At 71.0% G+C, this 13,822-nt stretch carries 11 protein-coding genes; 6 read left to right on the top strand and 5 right to left on the bottom strand.

Features of this window, described 5'->3' with window-relative positions:
* Positions 1–17: 17 nt before the first annotated feature.
* The 4 genes from ACQP2F_RS45300 to ACQP2F_RS45315 all read right to left on the bottom strand — a co-directional run bounded on the left by ACQP2F_RS45300 (position 18) and on the right by ACQP2F_RS45315 (position 3,477).
* Complete coding sequence (locus ACQP2F_RS45300) at positions 18–614, bottom strand: DUF305 domain-containing protein (protein ID WP_433299101.1); 597 nt, start codon at positions 612–614, stop codon at positions 18–20.
* Positions 611–1,471 (bottom strand): lytic polysaccharide monooxygenase, encoded by an 861-nt coding sequence (locus ACQP2F_RS45305; protein WP_433299103.1) that lies wholly within the window; start codon positions 1,469–1,471, stop codon positions 611–613. The genes ACQP2F_RS45300 and ACQP2F_RS45305 overlap by 4 nt, the downstream gene beginning before the upstream one ends.
* Positions 1,472–1,534: 63 nt before the next feature.
* Entirely contained in the window at positions 1,535–2,794 is a 1,260-nt protein-coding gene (locus ACQP2F_RS45310) for a sensor histidine kinase (RefSeq protein ID WP_433299105.1), read from the bottom strand.
* Positions 2,791–3,477, bottom strand: coding sequence for a response regulator transcription factor (locus tag ACQP2F_RS45315; protein WP_433299107.1), 687 nt, complete (start codon positions 3,475–3,477; stop codon positions 2,791–2,793). Before ACQP2F_RS45315 ends, ACQP2F_RS45310 begins: the two co-directional genes overlap by 4 nt.
* A gap of 51 nt (positions 3,478–3,528) precedes the next feature.
* On the opposite strand from ACQP2F_RS45315, the gene ACQP2F_RS45320 reads away from it, so the two are divergent.
* The 3 genes from ACQP2F_RS45320 to ACQP2F_RS45330 all read left to right on the top strand — a co-directional run bounded on the left by ACQP2F_RS45320 (position 3,529) and on the right by ACQP2F_RS45330 (position 5,125).
* Positions 3,529–4,116: a DNA mismatch repair protein MutL gene (locus tag ACQP2F_RS45320; protein WP_433299109.1), complete on the top strand. Its 588-nt coding sequence runs from the start codon at positions 3,529–3,531 to the stop codon at positions 4,114–4,116.
* Positions 4,117–4,196: 80 nt separating this feature from the next.
* Positions 4,197–4,604 carry a phage holin family protein gene (locus ACQP2F_RS45325; protein ID WP_433299111.1) on the top strand — a complete coding sequence of 136 codons (408 nt, stop codon included), beginning with the start codon at positions 4,197–4,199 and terminating at the stop codon, positions 4,602–4,604.
* On the top strand, positions 4,601–5,125 hold the full coding sequence (locus ACQP2F_RS45330) for a DUF3618 domain-containing protein (protein ID WP_433299113.1): 525 nt from the start codon (positions 4,601–4,603) through the stop codon (positions 5,123–5,125). The genes ACQP2F_RS45325 and ACQP2F_RS45330 overlap by 4 nt, the downstream gene beginning before the upstream one ends.
* A gap of 54 nt (positions 5,126–5,179) precedes the next feature.
* Here the strand turns inward: ACQP2F_RS45330 and ACQP2F_RS45335 are convergent, their stop codons facing one another.
* The gene (locus tag ACQP2F_RS45335) at positions 5,180–6,250 is read right to left on the bottom strand and encodes an acyltransferase family protein (protein WP_433299115.1); all 1,071 of its coding nucleotides are present in this window, start codon (positions 6,248–6,250) and stop codon (positions 5,180–5,182) included.
* 129 nt (positions 6,251–6,379) lie between these two features.
* Between ACQP2F_RS45335 and ACQP2F_RS45340 the strand changes: the two genes are divergently transcribed.
* The 3 genes from ACQP2F_RS45340 to ACQP2F_RS45350 are packed head-to-tail and all read left to right on the top strand — an operon-like array spanning position 6,380 to position 13,808.
* Positions 6,380–6,982, top strand: a complete 603-nt coding sequence (locus tag ACQP2F_RS45340; protein ID WP_433299117.1) for a hypothetical protein — start codon at positions 6,380–6,382, stop codon at positions 6,980–6,982.
* Complete coding sequence (locus ACQP2F_RS45345) at positions 6,982–8,895, top strand: flotillin family protein (RefSeq protein WP_433299119.1); 1,914 nt, start codon at positions 6,982–6,984, stop codon at positions 8,893–8,895. The genes ACQP2F_RS45340 and ACQP2F_RS45345 overlap by 1 nt, the downstream gene beginning before the upstream one ends.
* Positions 8,892–13,808 (top strand): DNA repair ATPase, encoded by a 4,917-nt coding sequence (locus ACQP2F_RS45350; protein ID WP_433299121.1) that lies wholly within the window; start codon positions 8,892–8,894, stop codon positions 13,806–13,808. Before ACQP2F_RS45345 ends, ACQP2F_RS45350 begins: the two co-directional genes overlap by 4 nt.
* The last annotated feature ends 14 nt before the right edge of the window (positions 13,809–13,822 follow it).

Here is a 13,822-nt window from a genome sequence, read left to right on the forward strand (position 1 = left end):
GTCAAGAAGACAAAACGTCAGCTGTTCATCAACTTGAGCATCTGTTGCACCTCGCCTTGGCGGGACTCGCGTACTCGGGTCGCGAAGTCCTTCACCGCCTTGTTCGAACCGTTCGTAGTTTCCAAGTGCGCCATCTCGATGGCGTTGTGCTGGTGGGCCAGGAACAGGTTGAGGAAAGCCGTGTCGAAGGCGGCGTCCTTGACCGTCTTGAGGGCCTTGATCTCGGCCGGGCCGGTTGCGGGCAGGCCGCCGTGGTCGGCGTGCAGGCTCTTGTTCGTGTCGACGTCCACCGGCTTCTTCCAGTGGGTCAGCCACGCCTGCATCATGTCGAGCTCGTCCTTCTCGGTGGCCTGGACGGCGCCGGCCAGGACGGCCAGGTCGGCGTTCTGCGCTCGGGAGACCGCCGTCGACGTCATCTGCAGGCCCTGTTTCTGGTGGTAGACCAGCATCTGCAGGAACATCACGTCGGTGTCGTTGAAGTCGTCGCCGGGCTGGATCTGGGCCACGGCCTGGGCGGAGACCGTCTGCTGCGGGGTGGCGGCCGTGCGGTCGGTTCCGCATGCGCCGATCAGCAACAGCGGCAGCGCGGCGGTGACCAGGAACCGGCGCCTCACAGCGGCAGCCAGAGCGCGAGCGTGTAGATCGACGGCTCCCAGCTGTTGATCGCCGTGTGCGACTGTCGGCACTGGTACTTCTTACCGCCGTAAGTCACGACCTCGCCCGTTTTGTACGACACGCCGGGCGCCCACGACGAGGAGCCGGCCGCGGGGGCCGAGGCAGACGGCGGAGACGTAGGGGAAGGAGAAGAAGGAGAAGAGGTGGGGGCGGAGCTAGGGGAAGAGGAAGGAGCGGAACTCGGCGAGCCGGGCGACGCTGACGCGCCGCCAGCGCCAGCGCCAGCGCCGGTGCCGGTGCCGGTGCCGGTGCCGGTGCCGGTGCCGGTGCCAGCGCCGGTGCCCGCGCCGACGTTCAGGTCGATGCAGTTGTAGAAGGCGTTCCCGGTATCGCCGATGTTCCAGACCGCGAGCACGGTCTGCCGGCCCGGGAACTTGCTCAGGTCGACGGTGTGCGACACGACGGCATCCGGCTGCGCATTCCCGCCGTCGAAAGTCGCGACCTTGGCCCCGCCGATGAAGTACTCCCAGTCGGCGGTCCGGTGCCGCGCGGTCAGCACCCAGGTGAAGGTCACCGACTTGCCGACCGCCTTGGCCGGCCAGTTCCGCGACTCGTCCGCGAGCACCGACCACTGCGCCACGCCGCCGTCGCACGACTGCAGGCCCTTCTTGCCCTCGACGCTCTGCGGCTCGAACTGGATCGGGCCGCAGTCGGCGACCGCGCCGGACGCGCAGAGCGCCTGCCGGCTGGGCGGCGTCGAGACGTAGCCGTGGGCCAGGGCCGGCGAGGCGACCGCGAGGCTCGAGCCGACCGTCATTCCGAGGGCCATCAGGGGGTAGGCGATTTTCCTGCGCATGGCGGAGACCGTAGGGAGGGCCGCCATAACTGAGCCTTAACGAACCCGGAAAGGATCATAAAACTAGAACAGGATGCCGACCCGTGCCCCGCCGAGCGGGCTGCGGTCGACGACCAGTTGGCCCGACGACTCGGCGGCGGCCCGGCGCACGATGTCCAGACCCAGGCCGGTCGAGCCGGCGCCGCTGACTCCGCGCTGCACCGCGCGGGCCGGGTCGGCGATGCCGGGGCCCGCGTCGTCGACCAGCAGGCCGTCGGGCGAGATCGAGACCCGGAACGCCGTGCGCTCGGGAGTGTGCGAGAAGACGTTGCCGAGCATGGCGTCGACCACGAGGATCAGCTCGCTGCGGGGAAGCGGCAGCATCACCGGCACGTCCCCGCCGCGTACCTCCCATGGCCGTTCCTGGTCCTCGGCCAGCACCGACCAGAACGCCAGCCGGTCGGCGAGCACCTCGACCAGGTCGGTGCGCTCCTGCCCGCGAGCCTCGACGCCGAGCCGGGCCCCGGTGATGATCGCCTCGAGCTCCTCGTCGAGCAGGTCGCACGCCTGCCGCATGCGATCGGCCACCGGGCCCGGCGGCATCGCCTCCGCGTCGAGCCGGAGCGCGGTCAGCGGCGTACGCAATCGGTGGGAAAGGTCCGCGGCCAGCTCGCGTTCCTTGTCGAGAAGGCTGCGCAGGTCGTCGGCCATGGTGTTGAACGCGTTCGCGGCGTCGCGCAGCTCGCGCGGGCCGATCGGGTCGACCCGGGTGGCCAGATCGCCGGAGCCCAGCCGCCGGGTCGAGGTGGCCAGCTGCCGGGTCGCCCGCACGAGCTGGCCGCCGAGCCGGTCGGCCAGCAGCGTCGAGCCCAGGACCAGCAGGGTCGCCAGGCCGCCGAGGATCAGCCAGGCCGAGTACACACCGCGGCGCATCTCGGCGTCCGGCACGTAGACCTCGACCACGACCGTGCGCCCATCGGTGAGCACGGTCGGCTGCAGGTAGGCGACGCCGTCGGGCGCGGGCGCCAGCACGGACCTGCGGTCCTGCGCGGCGAGGGAGATCTGGTCGGCGGCGGTGTGCGCGACGCCGATCGGAGAGACATTCGGCAGATGTACGGCGAGACGCCCGGCACTGCCCGCGGTGGTGCTCGCCACCGCGTTCGTCAGCAGGGTCGGATCGGCGTCGACGCCGAGCACCGTGACCAGCGACGTCGCCTGCTGCCGCGCGTCGCTGATGGCCCGGTCATGGGCGATCTGCCGGGTCGCGACCGCCAGCGGCACCAGGAAGGCGAGCGCGACCATCGACGTGATGGCCAGGGCCAGCCGGTTGAGGGCCCACCTCATCGGGGGTCGACCATCATCACGCCGACACCGCGGACGGTGTGCAGGAACCGGGGCTGGGCGGCGGTCTCCCCGAGCTTGCGGCGCAGCCACGAGATGTGCACGTCGATGGTCTGCTCCTCGCCGATCCGGGCCTGGTTCCACACCTCGTTCATCAGCTCGCGGCGGCTGATCACCTGGCCGACCCGCTCGGCGAGGTAGGCCAGCACGTCGAACTCCCGGCGGGTCAGCTGCAGCGGCTGACCGCCCAGCTCGGCCCGGCGCTGCCGGGGGTGGATCACCAGTTCGCCGACGACGATCTGCTGCTGGATCGGCTCGGGCGCGGTGCGGGCCCGGCGCAGCACGGCGTTGATCCGGGCCAGGATGTGGCCGCCGGAGAACGGCTTGGTCACGTAGTCGTCGGCGCCGGAGCTGAGCAGGTTGATGATGTCGGCCTCGGAGCGGCGGGCGGTCGCGACGATCACCGGTACGTCGGAGACCGAGCGCATCATCCGCAACGCGTCGGTGCCGTCGATGTCGGGCAGCCCGAGGTCGAGGATGACCAGGTCGGGCCGCTCCTCGGTGACGATCTTCAGCGCCTCGGCGGCACGGCCGACCGGCCGCACGACGTGCCCGGCATCGGTCAGGGCACGGGAGAGCGCGGCCGTGATGATGCGGTCGTCCTCGACCAGCAGGATCAACGCCATGCGGGGAAGCATAGGGGCAGATGAGACGATGGCCGCGTGGGATCTTCGCGGGTGACTCCGATCGCGGGCTGGGCGGCCGCCACGGCGACCAGCATCGTGCTGGCCAGCGCCGCGATACTGCCGGTGCTGCGCCCGAGCGAGCCACAGGACAAGGCGCTGGCCCAGCTGCCGGCGGCGGCCACCAGCTTCCCGGCGCCGCTGCCGAGCGTGCCGCGAGTGTCGGAGGCGCCGGAGTTCCCGGACAACTCGCCCACCAGCCGCCGCCCGCGCACCACCGCGCCGGCCACGAGCAAGCCGGCGACCGGTGCCACCGGAGGCACGACGACGCCGCCGGACCGGGCCACGACCCCGCCGACGACGACCGAGGACGGCTGGACTGTCACCACCGCCCCCGACGGCCTGCGCACGTACGTCCGCTCATTTCAGGTCGAAGGCGGCCAGGCCGTGATCAGGATGACCTCCGACGGGGTGGTCGCGCTGGTCACGGCGACGCCCGCGGACGGCTGGGCGGTGCAGAAGGTGCAGGACTCGCCGGACAACATGGCCGTCTACTTCAACGAGACCAACCACAGCTTCATCATTCACGCGACGTGGTGGGACGACCGCCCGTTCACCGAGGTCAGCGAGATCGGCAAGTAGCCCCCGCCGGGGATTTCGGGTCACCGGCCGATTACCTGCCGCTTCGCCGGGTATTTGCCCGGCGAAGGAGGGATGCAGGCATGACCACACAGACTGATCAGCAGTCGACGGCCGACCTGGTCCGGCAGATCTCGGAGCAGGTCTCCACGCTCGTCAAGGATGAGCTCTCGCTCGCCAAGATCGAAATGGTCGAGAAGGGCAAGCGGGCCGGAACCGGGGCCGGCCTGTTCGGCGCGGCCGGGGTGCTCGCGCTCTACGGCGTGGGTGCGCTGCTCGTCACCATCGGCGCCCTCCTGGCCCTCGCGATGCCGGTCTGGGTGGCCGCCCTGATCGTGACCGTGGTGCTGTTCGCCGCGGCCGGGGTGGCGGCGCTGGTCGGCAAGAAGCAGGTGAGCGCCGCGATGCCGCCGGAGCCGGAGGCCGCGATGGCCAGCGGCAAGCGCGACGTCGAGGCGGTCAAGCACGCGATCCAGGAGGGACGTCGATGAGCGGCGGCGACAACAGGTCGGCCGAGGAGATCAAGGCGGAGATCGCCGAGACGCGCGAGGAACTGGGCCGTACGGCCGCCGCGCTGGCCGAGAAGGCCGACGTGAAGGCCCAGGTCAAGCAGGCCACGGCCCGCAAGACGGCCCAGGTCAAGGACGCCGCGGCGGAGAAGGCGGCCGCGGTCAAGGACGCCACCGCGGAGAAGGCGGCAGCCGTCAAGGACGCGACCGTCGAGAAGGCGGCGCAGGTCAAGGGCGCCGTCGCCGACAAGGCCGCGCAGGTCGGCAGCTCGGAGAAGACCGCGCACGTGCAGCAGGCCACGGCCGAGGCGACCACGCGGGCGGCCGGGCTGGCGGCCGACGCCGGCGACCGGATCGCCGAGGTCGCGGACCGGGCCCGGCACCAGCTCACCGACCGCGACCCGGTGACCGGCGCCCGCCGGCCGATGCCGCTGGTCGTGGTGGGCGCGGCCGCGCTCGGCCTCGCCGCGCTGCTGGTAGCGGTGCTGCGCAAGCGGAGGTAAGCAGAGCAAGGCGTAAGCGACGAGGAGGGCGCCCGGTGGCGCCCTCCTCGCTCGTCAACGGCTCGTCCTCCACTGCCGGATCGGGTTCTCGACCAGCACGTACGTGCAAATGGCCAGCACCACCCCGAGCAGCACCAGCCCCGCCCGGGTCCGGCCGGACAGCGGGCCGTACGCCTGCTCGGCGATGACCAGCAGCGGCCAGTGCCAGAGGTAGAGCGGGTACGAGATGCGCCCGACCCAGCGCAACGGCGCCCACCCCAGCACCGCGTCGCCCCGGCCGGCCAGCACCAGCACCGTGGCGACCACCGGCAGCAGCGCGGCGTGGCCGGGGAACGGCGTGCCGTCGGTGAACGAGAGCGCCGCGACCACGATGCCGGCCAGGCCCGCTCCGGCCATGGCCGCCGACAATCCGGCCGGTATCCGGCTCAGGTGGCCGGCCACCAGCGCGAGCAGGCAGCCGGCGCCCAGCTCCCAGGCCCGGGTGGCTGGGGAGAAGTACGACCACGGGGCGCCGGCCTGCCACACCGAACAGGCCAGCGACCCGGCCACGGCCAGACCGAGCACGGCCGGGGTGGCGTGCCGCAGTCCGAGCCAGATCAGCAGGGCCAGCAGCGCCGGCCACAGGACACCGAGCTGCGCCCCGACCGCGAGCGACCACAGATGCTGGAGTGGCGACGGCGCGGCCTGCGCCCGCAGGTAGTCGACGCCCTGGGCGGCGAGGTTGAAGTTGGAAGCGAACAGCGCGGCCCACCGGCCGTCCGAGGCGATCTCGTCGCCGCGACGCTGGCCGAGCCAGTGGTAGCCGGCCACGGTCACGGTGACCAGCACGACGCTCGCCGCGGGCAGCACACGCCGGGCGTGGCGGCCGAGGAAGCGCAGCAGCGCCAGCTCACCGGTCGCGGCGACCTCGCGCATCGTCAGCGAGGTGAGCAGAAATCCGGAGATGACGAGGAAGACGTCGACGCCGATGTAGCCGCCCCCGACGCCGGGCACGCCGGCGTGGAACAGGACGACGGCGGCGACCGCGACGCCGCGCAGCCCCTCGATGTCGGGCCGGAACGGCAGGGACGGCCCGGCCGCGCGATTCGCGGCCGGGTGACGTACCTCGGTTCTCGCCTCTGTCATCGGAATTGACGTTAGCGGCACAAACAGCACGAAACCGGACGTTCGATCGGGGACGACGCGTTCGGTGGAGCTTTCCCGGAACTTCTCACACGTTCGGCGGATTCGTGTTAGTTGACCGCGCCTGTCACCATGACATCGGTCAAAACGAAACGGGGGCGGTATCGGGCGATGGGCGGATTTGTCGACGCTGCGCTCAGTTTTCCCGCCGTCCTTTTCACACCGCTTCTCATCATCGTCGTCGCGTTCTGGGCGGTGGTGGTCGCCGGCGGCGCCGATCCGGATGCGGACGGCGGCGGCGACCTGCTGTCCTTCGCCGGGCTGGGTGGTGTCCCGGTCTCGGTCCCGCTCTCGCTGCTGGTGGTGTTCGCCTGGTTCGGCAGCCTCGCCGGCACCGTCTTCCTGCCCGGCTGGGTCGCGCTGATCGGCGCGATCGTGCTGGCCTGGCTGCTCACCCGGACCGCCGTCGTCCTCATCGGACGGTTTCGGCCGGACGGCCCGGAGTCGCGCGCCGACTTCGTCGGCCGCACCTGCGTCATCCGCACCGGCCGCGTGACGCGCACGTTCGGCCAGGCCGAGGTGCGGGCCGAGGACGGCGCCTCGGCCATCGTTCAGGTCCGCCAGGCGGGCGCCGACGATCTGCACGCCGGCACCGTCGCATTGCTCTATGACTTCGACCCGGAAGGCGAATTCTTCTGGGTCGTTCCGGCCGACATCGCTACGAAGGACAATTGATGGACGTAATTTCCACCGGTCTGGGCATCTTGGTTGCCGTCGTCGTTCTCATCGCCCTCGGCGTGCTGTTCTTCCTCAGCCGCATGTTCCGCAAAGTCGAGCAGGGCAAGGCGCTGATCATCTCCAAGGTCCGCCGCGTGGACGTCACGTTCACCGGAGCCGTCGTGCTGCCCGTGCTGCACAAGGCCGAGATCATGGACATCTCGGTGAAGACCATCGAGATCGCGCGGACCGGCCGCGAGGGCCTGATCTGCCGCGACAACATCCGGGCCGACATCCGGATCACGTTCTTCGTGCGGGTCAACAAGACGGTCGAGGACGTCATCAAGGTCGCCCAGGCGATCGGCACCGCCCGCGCCAGCAACGAGATCACGCTGCAGGAGCTGTTCAGCGCGAAGTTCTCGGAGGCGCTCAAGACGGTCGGCAAGCAGCTCGACTTCGTCGACCTCTATACCAAGCGGCACGACTTCCGCGACCAGATCATCGAGGTCATCGGCACCGACCTCAACGGGTACAGCCTCGAGGACGCGGCCATCGACTTCCTCGAGCAGACGCCGCTGATGTCGCTGGACAGCAAGAACATCCTGGACGCGCAGGGCATCCGGAAGATCACCGAGCTCACCGCGATCGAGGCGGTGAAGACCAACGACTACCGCCGCAACGAGGAGAAGGAGATCACCCGGCAGAACGTGGAAGCCAAGGAGGCCATCCTCGAGCTGCAGCGCCGGCAGTCGGACGCGGAGATCAAGCAGCGCCGGGAGATCGAGACGATGCGGGCCCGCGAGGAGGCCGAGATCGCCCTCGCGCACGCCGAGGAGCTGCTGCGGGCCGAGGGCGCGAAGCTCAAGACCGAGCAGCAGCTGGGCGTGCAGCAGGAGAACAAGGCTCGCGAGATCGCGGTGGCCGAGAAGAACCGCGAGCGGGTGATCGCGATCGAGACCGAGCGCATCGAGAAGGACCGGATGCTCGAGGTCATCGCCCGCCAGCGGGAGACCGAGCTGACCACGATCGCCAAGAACAAGGAGGTCGAGGCGGAGAAGCGCTCGATCGCCGAGGTGATCCGGGAACGGATCGCGGTCGAGAAGACGGTCGCCGAGCAGGAGGAGAACATCAAGCGCCTGCGGGTCGTCGAGGAGGCCGAGCGCACCCGCCAGGCCGTGATCATCAACGCCGAGGCCGAGGCCCAGGAGGCGCTGGTCAAGGACATCAAGGCGGCCGAGGCGGCCGAGGCCGCGGCCAAGTTCAAGGCCCGCGAGGAGCTGCTGCTGGCCGAGGCCCGGCAGCAGACCGCCGAGCTCGACGCCCGCGCCAAGATCCGGCTGGCCGAGGGCCTGCAGGCCGAGGCGGCCGCGGCCGGCCTCGCCGACGTGCAGGTGCGCGAGCGCGACGCCGAGGTGGTCGAGAAGACCGGCCGGGCCGAGAACGTGGTGGCCCGCGAGAAGGCGCTGATCGCGGCCGAAGCGATCAAGGCGAAGCTGCTGGCCGAGGCCGAGGGCCTGCAGGACAAGGCGGGCGCGATGGCGGCGCTCGACGACGCCACCCGCGAGCACGAGGAGTACCGCCTGCGCCTGGAGGCGGAGAAGGAGATCCGGCTGGCCGGCATCAACGTGCACCGGGAGGTCGCCGAGGCGCAGGCCCGGGTCATCGCGGCCGGCCTCGAGAAGGCGGACATCGACATCGTCGGCGGCGAGTCGGTCTTCTTCGACAAGCTGATCGGCTCGATCACGCTGGGCAAGAGCGTGGACGGCTTCGTCGAGCACTCGACCGTGGCGCAGACACTGGGCGCACGCTATCTCGACGGCGAGGGTGACCTGGTCGGCGACCTGAGCAAGGCGCTGGCCGGGATGAGCACCGAGGACGTGGCGAACGTCAGCGTCGCCGCCCTGCTGGCCAAGCAGAACCACGCCAAATGAGTGAGCCTCACCTCGACGCGGGCACCTACGAGGTGCTGCGCGCCCGGCTCGGCGCGCAGGCCAAGGAGCTGGCGGCCCGCGCCGAGGCGCTCAACGACAGGCGGGTGGAGACGTTCGGCGGCCGGCCGATGACGCTGACCGGCACCGAGCGGATCCGCACCGAGAACAACTGCGTGCCGCGGGACATCGCGCACGTCGGCGGCGCGATGCTGTTCGGCTACAACGTCTTCATCGGGCTCAAGGCCGAGACTGCGGTCGCCGACGTCTTCGCGGTCCACGACTTCGAAGAAGGCGCGTTTCACGAAAAAACGGTCAACGGCCTGCTCGACAACGAGACCTTCCAGCGGGACTTCGCCGAGCTGTACCGGTACTACAAGGAGACCAAGCTGCTCCAGCTGCGCCGGCTGGAGGGGCTGCTGCTGGCCGTCTTCCAGACCGGGGCGCGCGGCGACGACCTCAAGGTGCTGCGCTGGCGGGTGACGGCCGACGGCACGGTGTCCTATCTCGACAACCGGGGCGAACGGGACCACGTCTTCCCGCCGGCGCACGACTTCGAGTGGACGGCGACCACCCGCGACCAGCACGTGCAGGGACGGCACCCGCACGTCTCGATCGAGGACGCGGTCTTCGTCGAGACGGTCGGCGGCGATCTCACGATCAAGATCGAGAACAACACCGAGAACGGCGAGGGGATTTACTCCGAGCCGGTGGCCGAGCCCCTGCAGAGCCTGGCCGACGCGGATATCGCGTACGCCCGCATCGGGTCTTTGATCTTGCTTCGGGTCCTTCCCTACAAGGAGACGCAGCACCGGTACCTGGTCTTCAACACGCGGACGCGCGAGGTGACCCGGCTCGACGGCATCGGGCAGGCCTGCCAGCGGCTGCCCGAGGACCAGGGGATCATCTTCCCCGGCGGCTACTACCTGGCCACCGGCGTGGCCAAGACGTTCGACGCGGACACCGGCGACCTCGAGTTCGAGCGGGTCATCCGGTCGGTCAACGGCGAGGACGTGCTCTACGTCTTCCACGCGCGGGCGGCCGGGCGCTATCTGCTGCTGCCCTACAACGTGATCCGCAAGGAGGTCCCCACCCCGATCGCGTGCCACGGCTATTCGCTGTTCGACGACGGCACGCTCATCGCGTTCCGGCACGACGGTGACGAGCCGAGCCGGGTGCATCCGATGCAGATCTGGCAGACGCCGTACGTCTCGGACACCTTCGCCGCCGCGCAGCCGACCGGCGCCGGACCGCTGGAGCGGATCGGCAACGCGGATCTGGTGCGCGGCATCGCCGACGCGCTGTCGGTGGCCCGGATGATCGACGAGATGTCCCCGTCGGCCGCGGTGTTCGAGGCGATCATCGCGGCCTGCGGCCGGCTCTTCGACCACTATTTCTGGCTGGCCGAGCCCGATCTGGAGGACCTGGCCACGCCGGTACGCGAGGTCCGCGCGACGGCCGAGCAGGTGCTCGACGAGTTCGAGTCGGTGCAGCAGCTCACCGCCCAGGCAGCCACCGCCGTCGACGCCGCCGAGCGGGACGCCGCCGCGCTGATCCGGCGGGCCCAGGCCGAGGCGCCGACCGCCACCGACGGCTGGATCGCGCTGCTGGCCGAGCTGCGGCAGCGGCAGGGCCACGCGGTCACGCTGCGCGAGATGCGCTACGCCGACCTGACCCGTCTCGATCGGGTGCAGGCGAGCCTGGCCGACGAGCTCGACGCGACCGCACGCCGGGCCGTCGAGTTCCTGCGCCGTGAAGATGCGTTCACCGGCTACCAGCAGGCGGTGTCGGAGCTGGCCGCCGCGGCCGCCACGATCGAGACGGTCGCCGCCGCCGAACCGGTGTCGGCGCGGCTGGCCGAGCAGGCCGACGGCCTCCAGGTGGTGATCGACGTGGTCGGCGGCCTGGACATCGCCGACGCCACCATGCGGGTCGCCATCCTCGAGCGCATCGGCGAGGTGCTGGGCGGGATCAACCGGGCCCGGGCCACGCTCGAGGGCCGCCGCCGGTCGCTGGCCGAGTCCGAGGGGCGCTCGGCGTTCGCGGCCGAGTTCGCGCTGCTCGGGCAGGCGATCACGGCCGGGCTGGCGGCGGCCGACAGCCCGGCCCGGTGCGACGAGCAGTCGGCCAAGCTGCTGCTGCAGGTCGAGGCGCTGGAGTCGCGCTTCGGCGACTTCGACGACTTCACCGACCAGCTCTCGGCCAAGCGGACCGAGCTCTACGAGGCGTTCGCGGGCCGGCGGCAGGCGCTGCTCGACGACCGGGCACGGCGGGCCGACCGGCTGGCGGCGTCGGCGCAGCGCACGCTGGCCAGTGTCCAGCGGCGGGTGGCGTCGCTGTCCACGCTGGACGAGGTCAACACCTACTTCGCGACCGACCCGATGGTGGGCAAGCTGCGGTCGGTGGCAGACGAGCTGCGGGGCCTCGGCGACACCGTACGCGCGGAGGAGCTGGACGGCCGGGTCAAGGCGGCCCGGCAGGAGGCCGGGCGGGCCCTGCGCGACCGGCTCGACCTCTACGCCGACGGCGGCCGCACGATTCGGCTCGGCCGGCACTCGTTCGCGGTGAACACCCAGCCCATCGACCTGACCCTGGTGCCGGACGGCGACGAGCTGGCCTTCACGATCACCGGCACCGACTACCGGGCGCCGATCCGCGACGCGGCGTTCATCGCGTCGACGCGCCCGTTCTGGGGGCAGCCGCTGATCTCCGAGAACCGGGCGATCTACCGCGCCGAGCACCTGGCCGCCGCCATCTTCGCGGCCGATCCGGCCGGTGCGGCGGCCGCGCTGGCGGACGGCTCACTTCGCGATCTCGTACGCCGGGAAGCCGAGTCGCGGATCGAGGAGGGCTACGAGCGGGGCGTCCACGACGCCGACGCCGCCCTGATCCTGGCCGCGGTCGTGCGGCTGCACGCGGCGGCCGGCCTGTTGCGGTATTCGCCCTCGGTGCGCGTCGCGGCGCAGCTGTTCTGGGCCTTCGACACCACATCGGAGCAGCGCGCGGCCTGGACATTGCGGGCAACCTCGCTGGCCCGCGCGCGCTCGGTCTTCGGCGCTCCGCGGCTGCTCGACGAGTTGGCCGCCGAGCTGTCCGCGGCCGTCGCCTCCTCGGTCTCGCGATCGGCCGCCATCTCGGCCGCCGCCTTCTCGCCCGCCGCCTCCCCGCCCGGCGCCCTCTCGCCCGCCGCCTCCTCACCCGCCGCCCCCTCACCCGTCGGCGCATACCTCGCCGAGGAGCTGGCCGCCGGAAATTCCGGATTTGTCACCGCGGCCGGGGCCCGCACCTTCCTCGATCGCTTCCACCGGACCGGGCGGGGCTATCTCGACGACCTCGGCGGCCTGCCCGACGTCGACGCGCGCCGCGCGCTGATCACCGGCTGGCTGAGCGCGTTCCGGGCGGCCAACCCGGACAGCGGCACCGAGGACGACCTCGTCGAGGCGGTCGCGGTCGAGCTCTGCGGCACCCAGCTCACCCGCTACGACTCGGCGGCCGCGCTCGCCGAGACCGTCGACGGGCTGCTCGGCGTCCACCCCCGCATCGACGGGGGCCGGCTCACGATCCGGCTCGACCGATTCCTCGCCGAAACCACGGCATTCCGGGAGGTCACGGTCCCGGCCTTCCGGTCGTACCAGCAAAAGCGCACCGCCCTGGCCGCCGCCGAACGCACCCGCCTCCGCCTCGCCGAGTTTGAACCGGCGGTCTTGACCGCCTTCGTCCGGAATCGGCTGCTGGACCAGGTCTATCTGCCGCTGATCGGCGACAACCTGGCCCGGCAGATCGGCGCGACCGGCGACGCCAAGCGCACCGACCAGTCCGGCCTGCTGCTGCTGATCTCGCCGCCCGGCTACGGCAAGACCACGCTGATGGAGTACGTCGCGAACCGGCTGGGGCTGATCTTCGTCAAGGTCAACGGGCCGGCACTCGGCCACGGGGTCACCTCGCTCGACCCGGCCGCCGCGCCGAACGCGACCGCGCGGCAGGAGGTCGAGAAGATCTCGTTCGCCCTCGAGATGGGCAACAACGTGCTGCTCTACCTCGACGACATCCAGCACACCTCGCCCGAGCTGCTGCAGAAGTTCATCTCGCTGTGCGACGCGCAGCGGCAGATGGAGGGCATCTGGGAGGGGTCGACCAAGACGTACGACCTGCGGGGCAAGCGGTTCGCGGTGTGCATGGCCGGAAACCCGTACACCGAGAGCGGGCAGCGCTTCCGGATCCCGGACATGCTGGCCAACCGGGCCGACGTCTGGAACCTGGGCGACGTGCTGGCCGGCCGGTCCGATCTCTTCGAGCTGTCCTATCTGGAGAACGCGCTGACCTCGAACCCGGTGCTGGCGCCGCTGGCCACCCGTGCTCCCGAGGATCTGCCGCTGCTGCTGCGCCTGGCCGAGGGCGACGAGACCGTGCGACCCGATCGGCTGTCGTACGCGTACTCCGCGGCCGAGCTCTCGCAGGTACTCGCGGTGCTGGGCAAGATGCGGTACGTCCAGCGCGTGGTCCTGCGCAACAACGAGGCCTACATCGCCTCGGCCGGGCAGTCCGACGAGTCCCGCACCGAGCCGCCGTTCCGGCTGCAGGGCTCGTACCGGAACATGAACAAGCTCGCCGAGCGGATCGTGCCGGCCATGAACGACGACGAGGTCGAGGCCGTGCTCGATGACCACTACCGGGGTGAGGCGCAGACGCTGACCACCGGCGCCGAGGCGAACCTGCTGAAGCTGGCCGAGCTGCGCGGACGGATGACACCCGAGCAGGTGACCCGGTGGGCCGAGGTGAAGGCGGCCTACCTGCGGGCGAAGTCCCTGGGTGGCGAGGGCGACGACCCGGTGTCGCGGGCCGTCGGCGCGGTCGGCCTGCTCGCCGATCGGGTGGGTGACGTCTCCTCCGCGATCGGCCGGCTCCGGCAGCCTTGATCATTCCCGGTTAT

Origin of the sequence: Actinoplanes sp. CA-030573 (assembly GCF_050951115.1) — a bacterium.
Lineage (GTDB): Bacteria > Actinomycetota > Actinomycetes > Mycobacteriales > Micromonosporaceae > Actinoplanes.

Bases quoted from the DNA above. Each gene is read 5' to 3' on its own strand.
- ACQP2F_RS45325 (WP_433299111.1), top strand. From the start codon at position 4,197: ATGACCACACAGACTGATCAGCAGTCGACGGCCGACCTGGTCCGGCAG.
- ACQP2F_RS45305 (WP_433299103.1), bottom strand. From the start codon at position 1,471: ATGCGCAGGAAAATCGCCTACCCCCTGATGGCCCTCGGAATGACGGTC.
- ACQP2F_RS45315 (WP_433299107.1), bottom strand. From the start codon at position 3,477: ATGGCGTTGATCCTGCTGGTCGAGGACGACCGCATCATCACGGCCGCG.
- ACQP2F_RS45330 (WP_433299113.1), top strand. From the start codon at position 4,601: ATGAGCGGCGGCGACAACAGGTCGGCCGAGGAGATCAAGGCGGAGATC.
- ACQP2F_RS45310 (WP_433299105.1), bottom strand. From the start codon at position 2,794: ATGAGGTGGGCCCTCAACCGGCTGGCCCTGGCCATCACGTCGATGGTC.
- ACQP2F_RS45340 (WP_433299117.1), top strand. From the start codon at position 6,380: ATGACATCGGTCAAAACGAAACGGGGGCGGTATCGGGCGATGGGCGGA.
- ACQP2F_RS45345 (WP_433299119.1), top strand. From the start codon at position 6,982: ATGGACGTAATTTCCACCGGTCTGGGCATCTTGGTTGCCGTCGTCGTT.
- ACQP2F_RS45350 (WP_433299121.1), top strand. From the start codon at position 8,892: ATGAGTGAGCCTCACCTCGACGCGGGCACCTACGAGGTGCTGCGCGCC.
- ACQP2F_RS45335 (WP_433299115.1), bottom strand. From the start codon at position 6,250: ATGACAGAGGCGAGAACCGAGGTACGTCACCCGGCCGCGAATCGCGCG.